The 19,742-nt window shown below is 72.6% G+C and carries 16 protein-coding genes and 1 pseudogene; 14 read left to right on the plus strand and 3 right to left on the minus strand.

Annotated features, from left to right (window positions below; genetic code table 11):
- Position 1: 1 nt before the first annotated feature.
- The 3 genes from gatA to gatB are packed head-to-tail and all read left to right on the plus strand — an operon-like array spanning position 2 to position 3,271.
- Positions 2-1,504, plus strand: a complete 1,503-nt coding sequence (gene gatA, locus ACH4LD_RS38845; protein ID WP_398059017.1) for an Asp-tRNA(Asn)/Glu-tRNA(Gln) amidotransferase subunit GatA — start codon at positions 2-4, stop codon at positions 1,502-1,504.
- Complete coding sequence (locus ACH4LD_RS38850) at positions 1,501-1,740, plus strand: hypothetical protein (protein ID WP_103811255.1); 240 nt, start codon at positions 1,501-1,503, stop codon at positions 1,738-1,740. Before gatA ends, ACH4LD_RS38850 begins: the two co-directional genes overlap by 4 nt.
- 16 nt (positions 1,741-1,756) lie before the next feature.
- On the plus strand, positions 1,757-3,271 hold the full coding sequence (gatB, locus tag ACH4LD_RS38855) for an Asp-tRNA(Asn)/Glu-tRNA(Gln) amidotransferase subunit GatB (RefSeq protein ID WP_398059019.1): 1,515 nt from the start codon (positions 1,757-1,759) through the stop codon (positions 3,269-3,271).
- 48 nt (positions 3,272-3,319) lie between these two features.
- Here the strand turns inward: gatB and ACH4LD_RS38860 are convergent, their stop codons facing one another.
- Entirely contained in the window at positions 3,320-4,117 is a 798-nt protein-coding gene (locus ACH4LD_RS38860) for a methyltransferase domain-containing protein (protein WP_398059020.1), read from the minus strand.
- 76 nt (positions 4,118-4,193) lie between these two features.
- Between ACH4LD_RS38860 and ACH4LD_RS38865 the strand changes: the two genes are divergently transcribed.
- The 7 genes and pseudogenes from ACH4LD_RS38865 to ACH4LD_RS38895 all read left to right on the plus strand — a co-directional run bounded on the left by ACH4LD_RS38865 (position 4,194) and on the right by ACH4LD_RS38895 (position 9,876).
- Positions 4,194-4,502 carry a hypothetical protein gene (locus ACH4LD_RS38865; RefSeq protein WP_132791215.1) on the plus strand — a complete coding sequence of 103 codons (309 nt, stop codon included), beginning with the start codon at positions 4,194-4,196 and terminating at the stop codon, positions 4,500-4,502.
- Positions 4,503-4,524: 22 nt separating this feature from the next.
- A pseudogene (locus ACH4LD_RS38870) lies at positions 4,525-4,827 on the plus strand (MMPL family transporter); the annotation flags it as partial.
- Positions 4,805-5,377, plus strand: a complete 573-nt coding sequence (locus ACH4LD_RS38875; RefSeq protein WP_398059022.1) for a GNAT family N-acetyltransferase — start codon at positions 4,805-4,807, stop codon at positions 5,375-5,377. The pseudogene ACH4LD_RS38870 and the gene ACH4LD_RS38875, both read left to right, overlap by 23 nt.
- A gap of 35 nt (positions 5,378-5,412) precedes the next feature.
- The gene (locus ACH4LD_RS38880; RefSeq protein ID WP_398059024.1) at positions 5,413-6,042 is read left to right on the plus strand and encodes a hypothetical protein; all 630 of its coding nucleotides are present in this window, start codon (positions 5,413-5,415) and stop codon (positions 6,040-6,042) included.
- Positions 6,043-6,285: 243 nt separating this feature from the next.
- Positions 6,286-6,477 carry a hypothetical protein gene (locus tag ACH4LD_RS38885; protein WP_398059025.1) on the plus strand — a complete coding sequence of 64 codons (192 nt, stop codon included), beginning with the start codon at positions 6,286-6,288 and terminating at the stop codon, positions 6,475-6,477.
- A gap of 116 nt (positions 6,478-6,593) precedes the next feature.
- On the plus strand, positions 6,594-9,632 hold the full coding sequence (locus ACH4LD_RS38890) for an AAA family ATPase (protein WP_398059035.1): 3,039 nt from the start codon (positions 6,594-6,596) through the stop codon (positions 9,630-9,632).
- Between the two features lie 37 nt (positions 9,633-9,669).
- A complete protein-coding gene (locus ACH4LD_RS38895) occupies positions 9,670-9,876 on the plus strand; it encodes a DUF6191 domain-containing protein (protein ID WP_103811248.1) in 207 nt (68 codons plus the stop codon).
- Between the two features lie 35 nt (positions 9,877-9,911).
- Here ACH4LD_RS38895 and ACH4LD_RS38900 read toward each other — a convergent pair whose 3' ends face one another.
- Positions 9,912-11,078, minus strand: a complete 1,167-nt coding sequence (locus ACH4LD_RS38900; protein ID WP_398059027.1) for a PQQ-dependent sugar dehydrogenase — start codon at positions 11,076-11,078, stop codon at positions 9,912-9,914.
- Positions 11,079-11,435: 357 nt separating this feature from the next.
- Positions 11,436-12,434, minus strand: coding sequence for an aldo/keto reductase (locus ACH4LD_RS38905; RefSeq protein ID WP_132791206.1), 999 nt, complete (start codon positions 12,432-12,434; stop codon positions 11,436-11,438).
- Between the two features lie 75 nt (positions 12,435-12,509).
- On the opposite strand from ACH4LD_RS38905, the gene ACH4LD_RS38910 reads away from it, so the two are divergent.
- The 4 genes from ACH4LD_RS38910 (at position 12,510) to ilvN (ending at position 19,530) form a co-directional block, all read left to right on the plus strand.
- A complete protein-coding gene (locus ACH4LD_RS38910; protein ID WP_398059028.1) occupies positions 12,510-13,487 on the plus strand; it encodes a 2-hydroxyacid dehydrogenase in 978 nt (325 codons plus the stop codon).
- 386 nt (positions 13,488-13,873) lie between these two features.
- The gene (locus ACH4LD_RS38915) at positions 13,874-16,891 is read left to right on the plus strand and encodes a putative bifunctional diguanylate cyclase/phosphodiesterase (RefSeq protein ID WP_398059029.1); all 3,018 of its coding nucleotides are present in this window, start codon (positions 13,874-13,876) and stop codon (positions 16,889-16,891) included.
- Between the two features lie 243 nt (positions 16,892-17,134).
- Positions 17,135-18,985, plus strand: a complete 1,851-nt coding sequence (locus ACH4LD_RS38920; RefSeq protein ID WP_398059030.1) for an acetolactate synthase large subunit — start codon at positions 17,135-17,137, stop codon at positions 18,983-18,985.
- A gap of 20 nt (positions 18,986-19,005) precedes the next feature.
- Positions 19,006-19,530 (plus strand): acetolactate synthase small subunit, encoded by a 525-nt coding sequence (gene ilvN, locus ACH4LD_RS38925; RefSeq protein WP_103811242.1) that lies wholly within the window; start codon positions 19,006-19,008, stop codon positions 19,528-19,530.
- The last annotated feature ends 212 nt before the right edge of the window (positions 19,531-19,742 follow it).

A 19,742-nucleotide genomic window follows, 5' to 3' on the forward strand; every position in this document is an offset into this window, starting at 1 on the left:
CATGACGGACAAGAACAACATCATCCGGCTCACCGCGGCCGAGACCGCCGCGAAGATCGCCTCCGGCGAGCTCACGGCCGTGGAGGTCACCGAGGCCCACCTCGCCCGGATCGAGGCGGTCGACGAGAAGGTGCACGCCTTCCTCCACGTCGACCGCGAGGGCGCCCTCGCCCAGGCCCGTGCCGTGGACGAGAAGCGGGAGCGCGGAGAGAAGCTCGGCCCGCTGGCCGGCGTCCCGCTCGCGCTCAAGGACATCTTCACCACCGAGGGCGTGCCCACGACCGTCGGCTCGAAGATCCTGGAGGGCTGGATCCCGCCGTACGACGCGACGCTCACCAAGCGGCTCAAGGCCGCCGACGTCGTCATCCTCGGCAAGACCAACATGGACGAGTTCGCCATGGGGTCGTCGACGGAGAACAGCGCCTTCGGCCCGACCGGCAACCCGTGGGACCTCACCCGCATCCCCGGCGGTTCCGGCGGCGGCTCCTCCGCCGCGCTGGCCGCGCACATGGCCCCGCTCGCCATCGGCACCGACACCGGCGGCTCCATCCGCCAGCCGGCCGCCGTCACCGGCACGGTCGGGGTGAAGCCGACGTACGGCGCGGTCTCCCGCTACGGCATGGTCGCCTTCTCCAGCTCGCTCGACCAGGGCGGCCCCTGCGCCCGCACGGTGCTCGACGCGGCGCTGCTGCACGAGGTCATCGCCGGGCACGACCCGCTGGACTCCACCTCCATCGACGCCCCGGTCCCGCCGGTGGTCGAGGCCGCGCGCAACGGCAGCGTCGCGGGCATGCGCGTCGGCGTGGTCAAGCAGTTCCGCGGCGAGGGCTACCAGGCGGGCGTCATCCAGCGCTTCGACGAGTCCGTCGCGCTGCTGAAGGAGCTGGGCGCCGAGATCGTCGAGCTGGACTGCCCGTCCTTCGACCTCGCCCTGTCGGCGTACTACCTGATCGCCCCGTCCGAGTGCTCCTCCAACCTCGCCCGCTTCGACGGCCTGCGCTACGGCCTGCGGACCGGCGACGACGGCACGCACTCCGCCGAGGAGGTCACCTCCCTCACCCGTGAGGCGGGCTTCGGCCCCGAGGTGAAGCGCCGCATCATGCTCGGCACGTACGCCCTGTCGAGCGGCTACTACGACGCGTACTACGGCAGCGCCCAGAAGGTCCGCACGCTGATCAAGCAGGACTTCGACAAGGCGTTCGAGCAGGTCGACGTGATCGTCTCCCCGACGACCCCGACCACCGCCTTCGCGATCGGCGAGCGCGCCGACGACCCGATGGCGATGTACCTCGCGGACCTGTGCACCATCCCGACCAACCTGGCGGGCAACGCGGCCATGTCCCTGCCCTGCGGCCTCGCCCCGGAGGACAACCTCCCGGTCGGCCTGCAGATCATCGCTCCGGTGATGAAGGACGACAGGCTGTACAAGGTGGGCGCCGCCGTCGAGGCCGCCTTCGTGGAAAAGTGGGGTCACCCGCTGCTGGAGGAGGCACCGTCGCTGTGAGCGCACTGACCAAGGCCAAGGGCTTCAGGAAGTCCAGGTCCGGTACGTACCTGTCCATGGCCGCCACCGCGTTCGGCGCGGTCGGCGCCGCGAAGCAGATCAAGAAGGCCCGCGCCGAGAACGACACGCTGCGGCTCGTCGACGCCGTCGTCACCGCCGCCGGCATCGTCACCGGCCTCGCCATCCTCTACCGCGAGCTGAAGCGGCTGGGCGACGACGACGTCCTGCTGGGCTGAGAGGGAAGTTTTCACCGTGACCACCACGACCGACCTGGTGTCGTACGAGGACGCGCTGGCGTCGTACGACCCCGTCATGGGCCTTGAGGTCCATGTCGAACTCGGCACCAAGACGAAGATGTTCTGCGGCTGCTCGACGGCGCTCGGTGCCGACCCGAACAGCCAGACCTGCCCGGTCTGCCTCGGCCTGCCCGGCGCGCTCCCGGTCGTCAACGCGACCGGCGTCGAGTCCGCGATCAAGATCGGTCTCGCGCTGAACTGCGAGATCGCCGAGTGGTGCCGCTTCGCCCGGAAGAACTACTTCTATCCGGACATGCCGAAGAACTTCCAGACCTCCCAGTACGACGAGCCGATCGCCTTCAACGGCTACCTCGACGTGCAGCTGGAGGACGGCGAGGTCTTCCGCGTGGAGATCGAGCGCGCCCACATGGAGGAGGACACCGGCAAGTCGACGCACGTCGGCGGCGCCACCGGCCGCATCCACGGCGCGTCCCACTCCCTGCTGGACTACAACCGCGCCGGCATCCCGCTGATCGAGATCGTCACCAAGCCGATCGTGGGCGCCGGCGAGCGCGCCCCCGAGGTGGCCAAGGCGTACGTCCGCGAGCTGCGCGAGGTCATCCGGGCCCTCGGCGTGTCCGAGGCCCGCATGGAGATGGGCCAGATGCGCTGTGACGTCAACCTGTCGCTGATGCCCAAGGGCGGCGACAAGTTCGGCACACGCTCGGAGACGAAGAACGTCAACTCCCTGCGCTCGGTGGAGCGTGCGGCCCGCTTCGAGATCCAGCGGCACGCGGCCGTCCTCTCCGGCGGCGGGACCATCGTCCAGGAGACCCGCCACTTCCACGAGGACACCGGGTCCACGACCTCGGGCCGCGTGAAGGAGGAGGCCGAGGACTACCGGTACTTCCCGGAGCCCGACCTGGTGCCGGTCGCGCCGTCGCGCGAGTGGGTCGAGGAGATCCGCGCGGCCCTGCCCGAGCTGCCGCTGGCCCGCCGCACCCGGCTGCTGGCCGAGTGGGGCGTCTCCGCCGGCGACATGCAGGCGATCCTCAACGCCGGTGCGCTGGAGCCGATCGTCGCCACCATCGACGCCGGTGCCGACGCGGCGTCCGCCCGCAAGTGGTGGATGGGCGAACTGGCGCGCAGCGCCAACGAGTCCGGCAAGGCGCTGGAGGAGCTGGCGATCACCCCGCAGCAGGTGGCCCGGGTCACCGAGCTGGTCGCGAAGGGTGACCTGAACGACAAGCTGGCCCGCCAGGTCATCGAGGGCGTCCTCGCGGGCGAGGGCACCCCGGACGAGGTCGTCGACAAGCGCGGTCTGAAGGTCGTCTCCGACGACTCCGCGCTCGGTACGGCCGTCGACGAGGCCATCGCCGGCAACCCGGGCATCGCCGACAAGATCCGCGGCGGCAAGGTGGCCGCGGCCGGCGCCCTGGTCGGCGCGGTCATGAAGGCCACCCGCGGCCAGGCCGACGCGGCCCGCGTCAAGGAGCTGATCCTGGAGAAGCTGGGCGTCAGCGAGGGCTGACGGCAGACGGTGTACGGCCCCGGAGGGACGCCCTCCGGGGCCGTACGGCTAACTGCGGCGTCCCACGACCCGGGCGAACCCCAGCAGGCGCCCCTGGTCGGCCCTCAGCAGCTCCACCGAGTCCCGTGCCAGCCCGGCCATGAACTCGCTCGGGCTCTCCTCGGCGCACACCTCGCTCCACAGCAGCCAGTCCCGCCAGCCGTCCTCAAGCCAGTCGGCGGTCTCGACGGTCACGGCACCCGTGCGCGTCCAGTTCCGGCGCCACCAGCCGGGGGAGTGGAACGCCCAGAACCCGGGGTCCCAGTGGGCCTTGAGGTGCTCCTGCGGCTCGGCCCCGGTGATCTCCTCCCGCACCGACGGGACGACCACCCCGATCCGCCCGCCGGGCTTCAGCAGCCGGGTCAGCGTGGGCAGGTACAGGTCGTTCGTGCCGAAGTACTGGTAGGCGTCGACGGACACGATCGCGTCGAACGAGGCTTCGGCGAACGGCAGGTCGTGCGCCTCGGCGAAGACGGGCAGCACCCGGTCGGCCACACCCGCCTCGGCGACGCGTACGGCGTTCTCGTCCGGCTTCACCCACAGGTCGGCCGCGGTGACCTGAAGGCCGTACTCCCTGGCCAGGAAGACGGAGGTCATGGCCCGTCCGCAGCCGAGGTCGAGCACCCGGGCGCCGGACGGCAGCCGGTCGAGGCCGAGCGCGGGAGCCAGCCACTCCAGCAGCCACAGCGCGTGCGGGCCCATCTGGTTCTCGATGGTCCAGCGGACGTCGTAGCCGTTGCTGCGGGGGTGGCGCGCATGGGTGAGACGGCTGAGGAGCGCGTCGGGGGTTCTCGTTTTCTCGGTCACGAGCAACCATGCCTAGCAGCCGGAGGTGCCGCCCCGCACCAGGGTTTCCGGGCCGGGGAAGGTACGCTCGCCCGCCATGAGTGGACGCACCGATTCCGACATCGAGCCCCCGATAACCGAGGAGCCGGAGGGGTACGTCGAGGACGCCCGGCGGGCCCGGTGGACCGCGGCCGGCACCGGAGCGCTCCTCTGCCTCGCGGGGCTCGCCGCCTCCCTGCTGCGGCTCACCGGGTCCGCGCCCGCCCGCGTGCCCGCGGCCTACGCCCTCGGTGCCGCCGTCTGCGCGCTCGCGGCGCTGCTCGGCGCCAAGGGCCGTACCCGCAGGGCCCTGTGGCTGCTCATCGCCGGGACGATGGTCATGGCGCTCGGGGACCAGTTCGACTGACGCCCCTTCAGTTCGGCCGCCACTCTCTGTGTTCCTCGGAACCTGCCCGGTTCACAGCGGCGACCGCGTCATCGCCATGTCCGGCACCGCGCTCGCCTCCGCCGTCGCCCTCGACGCCTTCGTCCTGCGTACCCTGCTGGTGCCCGCCGTGACGCATCTGCTCGGCGCCGCCACCTGGTGGCTGCCCGGCCGGCTGGAGCGCCGCCTGCCGCGCCTCGGTATCGAGCCGTCCGGGTGCCGCGCTGCGCCGGACGGGCTCGGCCGGGTCCCGGTCCACGACCTACGGAAGGAAGAACGGCACGATGTACGCGATATCGCTCGGTGACGGCGCCGAACTACGGCCCCTGGAGGTCTGGCACGCGGAGGAACTGCTCGCCAACATCGGCCGGGGGCGGGAGTTCATCGGCCGGCACATCGGTCTGGCCGACGTGGTGTCCGACCTCGACGGCGCCCGCGGGTGGCTGAAGGCGTACGCCGACAAGCGCGCCGCCGACGCCGGCGGCCTGCACGGCATCTGGCTGGACGGCAGGCTCGTCGGCGGCCTGCTGTTCCGCGTCTGGGACACCCCGGGCGGGGTCTGCGAGGCCGGCTGCTGGCTGGAGCCGGCCGCGGCCGGGCGCGGACTGGTCACGCGCGGGATGCGGGTGCTGCTCGACTGGGCCTTCGAGGAGCGTGGCATGCACCGGGTGGAGTGGCAGGTGTCCTCGGCCAACGAACCCAGCATCAACGTGGCCCGGCGGCTCGGCATGACACGCGAGGGCGTGCTCCGAGAGAACTACCGGCACCGGGGCGTGCGCACCAGCACCGAGATCTGGTCGGTGCTCGCGCCCGAGTGGCGTGCGGCACACGCGAGCGGCGCGCACAACGATCATTAAGGGACCTCTCAGACAGCATCCGTACGGTGCCAGACATGGCAACGAAGACAGCGGAAGGCGCCACGGGCGGCACTGAGGCCGGCACCGAGGCGCGCAAGGACGACGAGACGACGACGGCCGGTCCCGCCGGGGAGCAGACCGCAGGGGAGCGGACCACCGGGGAGCAGACCGCGGGGGACAAGGCCGCCGGGGAGCAGGCCGCCGAGGAGATCGCGGAGGCCGACGGCGGCGAGGCGGGCGATGCGACGGAAGCCGCCGGTGGCAAGGTGCCCTCCGGGGTCGGCCAGGGCGCCGGCGCCGTCGTCTCGGCGGCGCTCGGCCTGGTCTCGCTCAGCGGCGGCTGGATCGGCACCGTCGCGTCCGCGCGCGAGCAGCTCGTCGGCCAGCTCCGGACGTCCTCCACCGCGAGTGTCGCCACGCAGATCAAGGAGGTCTACGGCGACGCCTGGCACACCACCGCCCTGTGGGCCGGCCTGTTCGCGCTGGCCGCGCTGATCACCGGCGTGGTCGTGCTGGCCCGGCCCGCGTTCGGCGCCCCCGGCCGCCCGCAGGCCCCGTGGATCAGGTCGGTCGCCTGGGCGGGCGTCTCGCTCGGCGTCATCGGACTGCTGCTCGCCGTCCTGAAGTACTCCGACGCCCTGCTCGGCCTGCCCTCGACCGGCTGAGAGGGCGCCGCCGGGAACCCCCGGCCCCGAGGGGGTCTCAGGGTCGGGAACCCCACAGCCCCGAGGGGTCTTAGGGCGTGCGTCAGCGAGTCACCGCCGCCCTAAGGCCCCTTACGCGCGCGTGCGGCCCGCCGGCCGCCCGAAGATGCGGCACTCTCCCGATGTGGCGGACCCGCCTGGGAGACGAGGGTGGAGGCGTCGCGGAAAGCGGCACACGACACCGTCCCTCCCGGAGGATCCGCCATGTACGACCTCGAACTGCACCGCCTCCGCGCCGCCGAGCTGCGTCGCACGGCCGAGGAGGACCGTCTGGCCCGCGAGGCCGTACGGTCCCGTCGCGCCGGCCGCCGTGCCGAGTCCGCCGGCGGCGGTGCCCCGGCCGCCGAGTCGCATACCGACCGCCCCCGCCGGCACCGGCTGCCACGCACCGCATGACCCTGCCGCCCGCCGGTACGGCCCTTCCGGCCATCGGTACGGCCCAGCCGTCGGCCGGTACGACCATCACACAGGGGCTGTGGAAAACCGGTGCCGGGCCGTCCCGGCCCCGTGCGATGCTCGGGCCCGTGGAGAACAGGTCCGTCAGTCCCGTGTTCGTCGGCCGCACCGACGAGCTGGACACACTGAACGACGCGCTCGCCCGTGCCGCCGCGGCCGAGCCGCAGGCGCTGCTGCTCGGCGGCGAGGCGGGCGTGGGCAAGACCCGCCTCGTGGAGGAGTTCGCCACCGCCGCCGCCCGGCACGGCGCCGTCGTCGCCGTCGGCGGCTGTGTGGAGATCGGTGCGGACGGGCTGCCGTTCGCCCCCTTCTCCGCCGCGCTGCGCGCCCTGCGCGACGCCCTGCCCGAGGAGTTCGCCGCGGCGGCGGCCGGCCAGGAGGAGGAACTGGCCCGGCTGCTGCCCGACCTCGGCGAGGCCGGCACCGGCCGCCACGACGAACAGGGCATGGCCCGCCTGTTCGAACTCACCGCCCGGCTGCTGGAACGGCTCGCCGCCGAGCACACCGTCGTCCTCGTCCTGGAGGACCTGCACTGGGCCGACGCCTCCACCCGCCACCTCCTCGCCTACCTCTTCCGCACCCTGCGCGCCGGCCGCCTCCTCGTCCTGGCCACCTACCGCTCCGACGACATCCACCGCCGGCACCCGCTGCGCCCGCTCCTCGCCGAACTGGACCGGCTGCGCACCGTCCGCCGCATCGAACTCGCCCGCTTCACCCGCGAGGAGGCCGGCCGCCAGATCGCGGGCATCCTCGCCGCCGAACCCGACCCCGCCCAGGTGGACGAGATCTACGCACGCTCCGACGGCAACGCCTTCTTCATCGAGGAACTCGCCGTCGCCACCACGGCGGGCGGCTGCACCGGCCTGACCGACTCCCTGCGCGACCTGCTCCTCGTCCGGGTCGAAGCGCTGCCCGAGAGCGCCCAGCGGGTCGCCCGGATCGTCGCCGAGGGCGGCTCCACGGTGGAGTACCGGCTGATCGCCGCCGTGGCCCGGCTCGCCGAGGACGATCTCATCGAGGCGCTGCGGGCCGCCGTCGGCGCCAACATCCTCACCGTCACCCGGACCGGCGACGGCTACCGCTTCCGGCACTCCCTGGTCCGCGAGGCCGTAGCCGACGACCTGCTGCCCGGTGAACGCTCCCGGCTCAACCGCCGCTACGCCGAGGCCCTGGAGGCCGACCCGACGCTGGTCCCCGCCGACGGCCGCGTGATGCGCCTGGCCAGCTACTGGTACCACGCCCACGACGCCGCGAAGGCGCTGCCCGCCGTCCTCGCCGCCGCCGTCGTCGCCCGCCGCCGGCACGCCTACACCGAGCAACTGCGGCTGCTGGAGCGGGCGATGGAGCTGTGGGACAGCGCCCCCGAGGAGATCCGCTCCGCCCTGCGCCCGGTCGACTACGCCGAGGTCTACCCCCCGTGCGGCTGCGACCCCGCCACTACACCGCTGCGCTACCTCGACCTGCTGGCCGAGGCGGCCGTGGCGGGCCGCTTCGGCGGCGAGCGCGAACGCGCCCTGAAGATCACCAAGCGGGCCCTGCGCCTCCTGGAGGAGGAGCCGGACCCGCTGCGCGCCGCCTGGTTCTGGGTGCAGCGCTCCCGGCTGGTGCAGGCCATGGCGCGCGGTGACGGCCGGCAGGAACTGGCCACCGCCCAGGACCTGGTGCGCGGACTGCCGCCGTCCGAGGTGCACGCGGAGGTGCTGGCGGTCGCCGCCAGATGGTCCATGCAGCGCCGGCCGGGCCCCGAAGCCCTGGCCGACGCCGAGCGGGCCGTGGAGTACGCCCGCATGGTCGGCGCCCGTGAGACCGAGCTGGACGCCCGCCTCACCCTGGGCGGGCTGACCGTGGAGTCCGGCGAACCGGAGGCCGGTCTCGCGGAGATGCGGCAGGTGCTGCGGGACACCCGCGCGGAGGGCATGCACCAGGTCGCGGCCCGCGCCTACGTGAACCTGCCGTCCGTGCTGCAGAGCGTCGGCCGGGACCGGGAGGCCGTGCCCCTGCTGCGCGAGGGCATCGAGTTCTGCCGCGCGTACGGACTGCTGGACTCCGGGGCCTGGATGTGGGGCAACCTGTCCGAGGCGCTGTACTCGCTCGGCCAGTGGCAGGAGGCCGCCGAGGCCGCCGCGCACGCCACCCGGGCAGGCCACGGCGCCATGCCCCGTGGCGCGGGCGCCCTGGTGCAGGCCCACCTCGCCCTCGCCCGAGGCGACCTCGCCGGGGCCGGCCGGCACCTCGCCGCCGCCCGCGCCTGGTACGGCAGCCATGATCCGATGCCCCAGCAGTCCCTGCCCGTGGCCCGCATCACCCTCGGGGTCGCCGCCGCCGAGGGACGGATCACCGACGCCCGTGCGGCACTGCTCCCGGCCCTGGACGCCGGCTTCCCGCCCGGCACCCACTGCTACGGCTGGCCGCTGCTGCTGGCCGCCGCCACGGCCGAGGCCGACGCCCGCACCCTGCCCGCCGCCCTGCCCGGCCGCGCCGAGACCCTCGACCGCCTCTCGACGGCCGTACGGACCCTCACCACCGGCGTCCCGCTCTGGCAGGCCTACGGCCAGTGGACACGCGCCGAACTGCTCCGCGCGGAGGGCCGGGACACCGCCGACATCTGGTCCCCGGTCGTCACCGCCTTCGAGTGCCTGGACCGGCCCTACGCCCTCGCCCGGGTCCGCCACCGCCTGGCCGCGGCACTGCTGGCACAGGGCGGCGACGGCGAGCGCGAGCGCGCGGTGGAACTGCTCCGGCTGGCCGCGGCGGTCGCCGCCCACCTCGGCGCGCGGCCCCTCGCCGACGCAGTCGCCCGGCTCGCCCAGCGCGCCCGCCTGACCCTGACCGGCGCCCCGCGCCAGGGCCCCGCCGACCCGGCCGCGGCGCTCGGCCTCACCAGCCGCGAACGGGACGTCCTGCACCTGGTCGCGGCCGGCCGCACCAACCGTCAGATAGCCGCGGAACTGTTCATCTCCCCGAAGACCGCGAGCGTCCACGTCTCCAACATCCTCGGCAAGCTCGGCGTCTCGGGCCGGGGCGAGGCGGCGGCGGTGGCCCACCGGCTGGGGCTGTTCGCCGCCGGGACGCTCACTGCCGAAACACCGGGCTGAGACCTACGCTGGAGAAAACCGGCAGTGAGGGGGAGCCGTGTTCAACGCCTTCGAGGAACTGTTCGCGCCCGGCCGCAAGCACACCCGGGACGAGCAGAACCGGCTGGAACTGACCCGCGAGGACGTGGGCGACAACGACCCCGGCCGCGGCCCCATAGACCTGACCTCCGGGAAGGCGGTGATACGCCTACCGGGAACGGCGCCGGCCGAGCCGGAGCCAGAAGCGCTCACCGAGGACGAGTAGCCGCACGGCTCATCGAAGGCGAGCGGGCGCGCGGCTCACCGCACCCGCACCTCCAGCACCCGGTCGTCCCCCTTCTTCGGATGGCCGCGGCCGTCCGTGTTGCTCGTCACCAGCCAGAGCCTGTCACCGCCCGCCGGGACGACGGTACGGAGGCGGCCGTAGGCGCCCGTCAGGAACGCCTGCGGGGCGGCCGAGGCCGACGTGCCGTTCAGCGGCACGCGCCACAGGCGCGCGCCCTTCAGGCCCGCCATCCAGATCACGCCGTTCACGTAGGCGATGCCGCTGGGGGAGGCGTCGTCGGTGTGCCACTGGGCCACCGGGTTGTGGAAGCCGGTGCCGGAGGACCTGCCCTCGGCCCGGGGCCAGCCGTAGTCGTCACCGGGCTTGATCGCGTTCAGCTCGTCCCAGGTGTCCTGCCCGAACTCCGAGGCGAACAGCCGCTGTCTGTCGTCCCAGGCCAGACCCTGGACGTTCCGGTGGCCGTACGAGTACACGGGCGAGCCGGGGAACGGGTTGCCCGGAGCCGGTTCGCCGTCCGGGGTCAGCCGAAGGATCTTGCCGCCCAGCGACTTCCTGTCCTGCGCCAGGCCCTTCTCCCCGCTCTCCCCGGTGCCCGCGTACAGCATGCGGTCGGGGCCGAACGCGATCCGGCCGCCGTTGTGGATGAAGCCCTTGGGGATGCCCTTGAACACCGTGTCGGGAGCGCCCAGTTGCTCACCGGCCGGCTTCCGCTCGTCGTACAGCATGCGGACGATGCGGTTGTCCGAGGCCGAGGTGAAGTAGGCGTAGATCATGTGGTCCGAGGCGAAGCCGGGGGAGAGGGCGATGCCCAGCAGGCCGCCCTCGCCGGCCGGTGACACCCCGGAGACCGTGCCCAGCTCGGTCGTCCGGCCGGTCTGCTCGTCGATCCGGCTGATCGTGCCCTCGTTCCGGGAGGAGACCAGCAGACCGCCGCCGGGCAGCGGAGCCAGCCCCCACGGCGTCTTCAGACCCTCGGCCACCGTGCGCAGCACCTTCACCGAGCCCTTGGCCGGAGGTACCGGCGCGGCCGGGGCGGATCCGCGCCCGGAAGCGGTGGCCCCGGAGGTCGTCGCACCCGGCGCACCGCCCGGGGCGTCCCCGCCGCCGGAGGAACAGCCGGCCGTCAGCAGGAGGGCGGCCACGGCCAGCCCGGCAGGCACAGCTCTACGTCGCACGATCATGGTTCCCTTCGCCGCGGCGGTCCGGTGGCGCTCCACAGGCGGGCCCGACGGCACGCTCCCCCTCTCATACACCGGCCGCACCCCCTCGGGTTCCCGATCCCCGACGACCGACCACGGAAACCTCGGCCGGCGTCCCTCGGGCGGTGGGCAGCCCGGGCATTTCGGTCCACGGCCGTCGGGTGACCGTGAGCCCGGGCATCGGTCCCATGGCCGTCAGGTGGCCGTTGGCCGGGCATCGGTCCTATGGCCACCAGGTGGCCGTTGGCGGGGCACTTCGCTCCCGCATCCCTTGGGCGGCCGGCGCCCCGGACATTCGGCCCGCGGCTCCTGGGCGGCCGGTGGCTCCGACACCGTGGCTCAGTCCCACGAGCCCTGGGCGGCCGGCAGGCCGGACACCTCCGCCAGGTCCTCCGCGGTCAGCCGCAGCCCGGCGGCCGCCGCGTTCTGCGCCGCCCAGCGCTCCCGCTTGGTGCCCGGCAGGGCGATCACGTGCCGGCCCTGCGCCAGCACCCAGGCCAGGGCCACCTGGGCCGGGGTCATGTCCTCGCCGTGCCGGCGGGCTATGCGTCGCAGGCCCGCGACGATCGGCTGGTTGGCCGCCATCATCTCGGCGGTGAACCGGGGGTGCCGGGCGCGTACGTCGTCCGGTTCGAAGCCCTCGCCCGGCGTCAGCGTGCCGGTCAGGAAGCCGTTGCCCAGCGGCATCGCCGCCAGGAAGCCCACACCGCGCGCCTCGCACCACGGCAGCAGCTCCCGCAGCGCCTCCGGCGACCACACCGACAGCTCCGCCTGTACCGCGGCCACCGGGAACACCTGCTGCACCCGCTGCAACTGGCGCAGCGTCGTGTCGTACAGCCCGGCGCCGTGGCGGCGCCCCCCGCGCGCCCCCACCGCGCACAGACCGAGGGCCCGCACCTTGCCGGCCCGCACCAGGTCCGCCATCGCGCCCCAGGTCTCCTCGACGGGTATCTCCGGGTCGGCGCGGTGCAGCTGGTACAGGTCGATCACATCGGTCTGGAGCCGCCGCAGCGAGGCGTCGCAGGCCCGCCGCACATAGCCGGGGCGACCGTTGGCCACGATGTGCTGATCGCCCACCAGCAGTCCCACCTTCGTGGACACGAAGGCGTCCCGGCGCCGCTCCCTGAGCACCCGGCCCAGCAGCAGCTCATTGGTGAACGGGCCGTACATGTCCGCGGTGTCCAGGAGGTCGCAGCCCAGGTCCAGCGCCCGGTGCACCGCTCTGACCGACTCGTCACCCCGCTGTCGCGATCCGCTGTACGCCCAGCTCATCGGCATGCATCCGAGTCCGACGGCCCCCACCGCGAGCGCCCCCGCGCCGATCGTCCTGCGCTCCACCTGCTCGTGAACCTCCCTCAGCCCGGCCCCCAACCTAACCTCTGCGCGCGGACGTGCCTGACATAGCCTCCTGGCATGAGTGCAGACGTGTGGCTTCCCATTCCGCCCGAGGAGATCGAGGGGCTGCCCGAGGGGCCCCGGTACCTGTTCTGGGACGGGGGAGAGGACGGCGCGCAGCCGTACCCCGGCGACCCGGCGGAGTGCGCCGTGTACGTGGTGCCGTACATGAAGCGGCTGTCGGTCCGGGTGGGTCCCCTGGAGCACCTGACGAACGTGCGGCTCATCCAGACGCTCACCGCCGGCGTCGACGACATCACCGGGCAGCTCTCGGTGATTCCGCCGGGCGTGCGGTTGTGCAACGCGCGCGGGGTGCACGAGACGAGCACGGCCGAGCTGGCGCTCACCCTCACCCTCGCCGCGCTGCGCGGCGTCCCCGGCTTCGTCCGTGCCCAGCAACAGGAGCGCTGGGAGGGCGGTTTCCACCCCGCCCTCGCCGACAAGAGCGTGCTGATCGTCGGGTACGGGGCCATCGGTGCCGCCATCGAGGACCGGCTCGTGCCGTTCGAGGTCGCGCGGGTGGCGCGCGTTGCGCGCTCCGGTCGCACAACCGCGCGCGGTCCAGTGCATCCGATCGCCGATGTGCTTCCTCTGCTTCCAGACGCGGATGTCGTGATCCTCTGCACCCCGCTGACGGAGGAGACCCGGGGGCTCGTCGACGCCGACTTCCTCGCCCGGATGAAGGACGGCGCGCTGCTCGTCAACGTCGCGCGCGGGCCCGTCGTGGACACCAAGGCGCTCCTCGCCGAGCTGGAGCGGGGCCGGATCACCGCCGCCCTGGACGTCACCGATCCCGAGCCGCTGCCCCCCGGCCACCCCCTGTGGCAGGCGCCCGGAGTGCTGATCAGCCCGCATGTCGGCGGACCCTCCTCGGCCTTCCTGCCCCGCGCCGGGAGGCTGCTCGCGGACCAGTTGACCCGGTTCGTGAACCGGCGGCCCCTGCGGAACGTGATCCTTACGACCGGACCCGAAACCAGGGGAGCAAACGGGCGCTAGGCCGCTTCCGGCACCCTCCGCAACCTTTCGGACGCGGCCCGTGCCCGTATCGCCGCTGGTCGTCACGGAGCGTAGAGAGGCTATGTCCCTGAGTGACGATACTGGTGTATCGTCCCCGACAGGGGCTGCGCCGCTGACCACTCGGCGCCGGGGATGGACATTTCAGATTCGTGAGGGGGGCGACGGGCGATGCACGGCCTATGGACGAACGATCCGACGCGGCGGAGCCGCCGACGGCGACCCTGGCGCACGGCCGCGCGCAGGCGCGGCCACCACACCAGCCACCACAGCCACCACCAGCGCAGGCACAGCGGTCGTCGCAGGCATGCGCACCCAGCGCACCGGGACCGTCGGGACACGGGAGCGGCGCTCACCGGGAGGCCCCGGTGAGCGCCCCGCCCTCCGTGACGACCACCCTCGACGGAGCGGCGCGCGCACCGCACCCGCACGAGGTGCCGCCGCCCCGCCGGCCGTCCATCGGCGACAACACCCGGCTGATGGAACAACTCGTCCTCGCCCTGATCTGCGCGGCCTACGCCGTCGGAGCCGCGTTCGACTGGGGTGCGAGTCAAGTCGCGCTGATCATGGGCGACTTCGGTCTGAGCGCGGCGGCGGGCACCGCCGCCGTCTCCTGCTTCCTGTACGCGCGCAGCCGGCGCGTGCGCTTCCGCTCGGCCTGGCTGCTGTTCGCCCTCTCCTCGCTCATGGCCGCGCTGGGCAACGCGGTCTGGGGCTGGTACGAGGTCGTGCTGGACCGCCCCGTGCCCAGCCCCAGCTACGCCGACCTGTTCTTCCTCTGCTTCGCACCGCCCGCCATCGTCGGCCTGCTGGTCCTCGCCAAGCGGCCGGTGACGAAGGCGGGGTGGATCTGCCTGGGGCTGGACGCCTGGCTGATCGGCGGCTCGCTGCTCACCCTCTCGTGGAGCCTCGCCCTCGCCCAGGCGGCCCGGATCGAAGGCTCCAGCGTGGCGCACGCCGCGCTGTCCCTGGCGTACCCACTGCTCGACATCGCGCTCGTCAGCATGGTCCTCGCCCTGCACTTCCGCCGTGCCCCGGGCAACCGTACGGCGGTGAACACCGCGATCGGCGCGCTCGCGCTGACCGTGATGTGCGACGCCCTGTTCACCTCGCCGCTGCTGCACAGCAGCTACCGCTCCGGGCAACTGCTGGACGCGGGCTGGTTCGCCGGTTCACTGCTGCTCGCCTACGCGCCCTGGGCCGCGCCCCGGCGCCGGCGCGCGCGGGAGGCGCGCGCGGCGGACGGGCACACGCGCGTGGTCCACGAGCACATGCCGGGCCGGCGGAGCACGGGCCGGAACCTGCCCCTGTCCGCGCCGGGCGGCGAGCACTCCCGGTACCCGTCCGGCCGGCCGCTCACCGGCTCCCTCGCCGCCCTCACCCCGTACCTCGCCGCCGCCGTGTGCACCCTGGGCATCCTGTACAACGTCCTGAACGGCCGCAGGCCCGATCACGTGGTGCTGATCACCGCGGGCGCCGTGGTGCTGGCGCTCGTCATCCGGCAGGGGATCATGCTGCTGGACAACATCACCCTCACCCAGGAACTGGCGCAGAAGGAGAACCACTTCCGTTCCCTGGTGCAGGGCTCCAGCGACGTCATCATGATCGCAGCGCCCAACGGCATCCTCCGGTACGTCTCCCCGGCCGCCGCCGGGGTGTACGGCAGACCCGCCGAGGAGCTGGTGGGCACCGAGCTCGCCGGGCTCATCCACCCGGAGGACCTGGGCTGCGTGGTGCACGAGGTGCGCCGTTTCCTCGCCGCCAGCCCGCTGGAGGAGCCCACCACCCGCATCGAGTGCCGGTTCCGCTCCGGCGACGGCGGCTGGCTCAACGTCGAGTCGACCGTCAACCGGCACCACGGCGGGCTGATCTTCAACAGCCGGGACGTGACCGAGAGGGTGCGGCTGCAGGCCCAGCTGCAGCACAACGCCGAGCACGACCCGCTGACCGACCTGCCCAACCGCGCGCTGTTCACCAAGCGGGTGCAGCAGGCCCTGTCCGGCCGCCGGGCCACCGACCGGGGCGCCGCCCTGCGGGGTACGGCGGTGCTCTTCATCGACCTGGACGGCTTCAAGGCCGTCAACGACACGATCGGGCACCAGGCCGGGGACGAACTGCTCATCCAGGCCGCCCGCAGACTCCAGGACGCGGTCCGGCAGGGGGACACGGCGTCCCGGCTGGGCGGCGACGAGTTCGCGGCCCTGATCGTCGGGGACGGCACCCGGGACCGGGCCGCCCGGGAGCGGAACATCCTGGAGCTCGCCGACCGCCTCAGGATGACCCTCTCCCACCCGTACGCCATCGACGGCAACGACGTCAGGGTCAACGCCTCCATCGGCGTCGCCTTCGCCGAACCGGGCCTCGGGGCGGGCGAGTTGCTGCGCAACGCCGACCTGGCGATGTACCGCGCGAAGTCGGCCGGGAAGGGCCGGGTCGAGCTGTACAAGCCGCAGATGCAGCAGGACGTCGTCCGCAAGGCGGAGCTGGCCACGCGGTTGCGTGCCGCGCTGCACGACGGCGAGTTCGCGCTGCTGCACCAGCCCGTGGTGTGCCTGCAGAACGGCCGGATCACGGCGGTCTCGGCACAGGCCCGCTGGCGCTCCTCGCAGGGGGTGCTGTTCACACCGGCCGAGTTCCTGCGGGTGACCGAGGACGGTGACAAGACCGCCGAGCTGGACCGCTGGATCCTGCGGGAGGCCGTGGAGCAGGCGGCCGAGCGGGCCGCGACCGGGATCGTCGTCCCCGTGGCGGTCCGGATGAGCGCCCGGCGGCTGCTGGACCGCTCGATGCCGCTGGGCTCGGTGGAGGCGCTGCTGACCCGGCACGGGCTGCCGCCCGGGGCGCTGGTCATCGAGTTGTGCGAGACCGATCCCCGGGTCTCCCTGGACGAGCTGGAGCGGCGGCTGACCGCGCTGAGCCGGCTCGGGGTGCGGATCGCGCTGGACGGCTTCGGCAGCGGCTACGCGGCCATCACGGCCCTCAGAAGGCTGCCGGTGGACATCCTCAAGCTCGACCGCGGTCTGGTCGAGGGCGTGGTGGAGTCGGCGCGCCTGCACAAGATCACCAGTGGTCTGCTGCGGATCGCCGGGGATCTCGGGCTCCAGTCGGTCGCCGAGGGTGTGGACCTGCCCGAGCAGGTGGTCGCGTTGCGCGCGATGGGCTGCACCCACGGGCAGGGCATGGCGTTCGCCGGTCCGCTGGACGAGTACCGGCTGCGCCGGGCGCTCGGATCCGGCCACTACCCGGTGCCGCACGCCCCGGCCGAACCGGCGTTCGCGGGCAGCGCGAGGGAGCCCGAGAGGGTGTACACCGGAGGTGTCCCGGCTGTCTTCGGAGGCGGCGGTGCCCTTCGCTCACATTCTGAGACTCCCGTCCCACCCACTTGACACGTGGTGCGTGCCGGGGGGAGGGTCAGTGCCATGCGCACCCGAATTCTCGTACTTGGACAGCGCGTCGGCTGAGCTGGGACCCACCGGAGGACGATCCGGAATCCCCAGCGACCTCACCGGCGCGCTCCCCTCGCTTGCCTTGCGGCACGAGGGGTTTTTTGTTGCACGAGTGCCTTTCGTGCAGCGCTCGAAATCCGCCCGAACCTCGCAAAAACCCTCAGCATCGAGAAGAGAATGCCGATGACCGAGCAGGCCACCGGGGCCCACCATCCGCAGCCGCGGCCCCGTTCCGGAGGACAGCAGTCCGCCCCCGTCGAGCACGTCACGGGTGCGCAGTCCCTCATCCGCTCCCTTGAGGAGGTCGGCGCGGACACGGTATTCGGCATTCCGGGCGGCACGATCCTGCCGGCGTACGACCCGCTGATGGACTCCACCCGGGTGCGGCACGTCCTGGTCCGGCACGAGCAGGGCGCCGGCCACGCCGCCACCGGCTACGCGCAGGCCACCGGCAAGGTGGGCGTCTGCATGGCCACCTCGGGTCCCGGCGCCACCAACCTGGTCACCCCGATCGCCGACGCCAACATGGACTCCGTGCCGCTGGTCGCGATCACCGGGCAGGTGGTGTCCTCCGCGATCGGCACGGACGCCTTCCAGGAGGCGGACATCGTCGGCATCACGATGCCGATCACCAAGCACAGCTTCCTGGTCACCAAGGGCGAGGACATCCCGCGGGTGATCGCGCAGGCGTTCCACATCGCCTCCACCGGCCGCCCCGGACCTGTCCTGGTCGACATCCCCAAGGACATCCTCCAGAAGAAGACCACCTTCTCCTGGCCGCCCGTCCTGGACCTGCCCGGTTACCGTCCGGTGACCAAGCCGCACGCCAAGCAGATCCGCGAGGCCGCCAAGCTGATCACCGCCGCCCGGCGGCCCGTCCTGTACGTCGGCGGCGGCGTCCTCAAGGCGCGCGCCACCGCCGAGCTGAAGGTCCTCGCCGAGCTGACCGGTGCCCCGGTCACCACCACGCTGATGGCGCTCGGCGCGTTCCCCGACAGCCACCCGCAGCACCTGGGCATGCCCGGCATGCACGGCAGCGTCGCCGCCGTCACCGCGCTGCAGAAGGCGGACCTGATCGTGGCCCTCGGTGCCCGCTTCGACGACCGCGTCACCGGCAAGCTGGACAGCTTCGCCCCCTACGCCAAGATCGTCCACGCGGACATCGACCCGGCCGAGATCGGCAAGAACCGCGAAGCCGACGTGCCGATCGTCGGCGACGCCCGCGAGGTCATCGCCGACCTGGTCCAGGCCGTCCAGAAGGAGCACAGCGAGGGCCACCGGGGCGACTACACCGCCTGGTGGAGCGACCTGAACCGGTGGCGCGAGACCTACCCGCTCGGCTACGACCAGCCCGAGGACGGCTCGCTCTCCCCGCAGGCGGTCATCGAGCGCATCGGGCAGCTCGCCCCCGAGGGCACGATCTTCGCGGCGGGCGTCGGCCAGCACCAGATGTGGGCCGCGCACTTCATCCAGTACGACACCCCCGCCACCTGGCTGAACTCCGGCGGCGCCGGGACGATGGGCTACGCGGTGCCGGCCGCGATGGGCGCGAAGACCGGGCAGCCCGGCCGTACCGTCTGGGCGATCGACGGCGACGGCTGCTTCCAGATGACCAATCAAGAGCTGACCACCTGCGCCCTGAACAACATCCCGATCAAGGTCGCCATCATCAACAACGGCGCCCTCGGGATGGTCCGCCAGTGGCAGACCCTGTTCTACAACCAGCGCTACTCCAACACCGTGCTGCACAGCGGCCCCGACGACATCAACCCGGAGGCCAAGGGCACGCGCGTGCCGGACTTCGTGAAGCTGTCCGAGGCGATGGGCTGCGTGGGCCTGCGCTGCGAGCGCCCGGAGGACCTGGACAAGGTCATCGCGGAGGCCAACTCCATCAACGACCGCCCGGTCGTCGTGGACTTCATCGTCCACGAGGACGCGATGGTCTGGCCGATGGTCGCCGCCGGCACCTCCAACGACGAGATCATGGCCGCCCGGGACGTCCGCCCCGACTTCGGCGACAACGAAGACGACTGAGCGAGGAAGAGCAAGAAGACATGTCCAAGCACACGCTCTCCGTCCTGGTGGAGAACACGCCGGGCATCCTCGCCCGCATCGCCGCACTGTTCTCCCGGCGCGGGTTCAACATCGACTCGCTCGCGGTCGGTGTCACCGAGCACCCCGACATCTCCCGCATCACCATCGTGGTGGGCGTCGAGGACCTGCCGCTGGAGCAGGTGACCAAGCAGCTCAACAAGCTCGTCAACGTGCTGAAGATCGTGGAGCTGGAGCCCGGTCAGGCCGTGCAGCGTGAACTCGTTCTGGTGAAGGTCCGCGCCGACAACGAGACCCGCTCGCAGATCGTGGAGATCGTCCAGCTGTTCCGCGCCAAGACCGTCGACGTCTCCCCGGAGGCCGTGACCATCGAGGCCACCGGTTCCGGCGAGAAGCTGTCCGCCATGCTGAAGATGCTGGAGCCGTACGGCATCAAGGAGCTGGTCCAGTCCGGCACGATCGCGATCGGCCGTGGCGCCCGTTCGATCACGGACCGCTCGCTGCGCGCTCTCGACCGGACGGCGTAAGACTGGGAACGGGCGGCCGGCGATCAACGGCCGCCCGTATGCCGAGACCCCCGAACTTCCTTCCCGCCCGCCGTCATACGGTGGGACGCACCACCTGCACACAAGGAGAGAACCCAAAGTGGCCGAGCTGTTCTACGACGCCGATGCCGACCTGTCCATCATCCAGGGCCGCAAGGTCGCGGTCATCGGCTACGGCAGCCAGGGCCACGCCC

Source organism: Streptomyces sp. NPDC017676 (assembly GCF_044329325.1).
Taxonomy (GTDB): domain Bacteria; phylum Actinomycetota; class Actinomycetes; order Streptomycetales; family Streptomycetaceae; genus Streptomyces.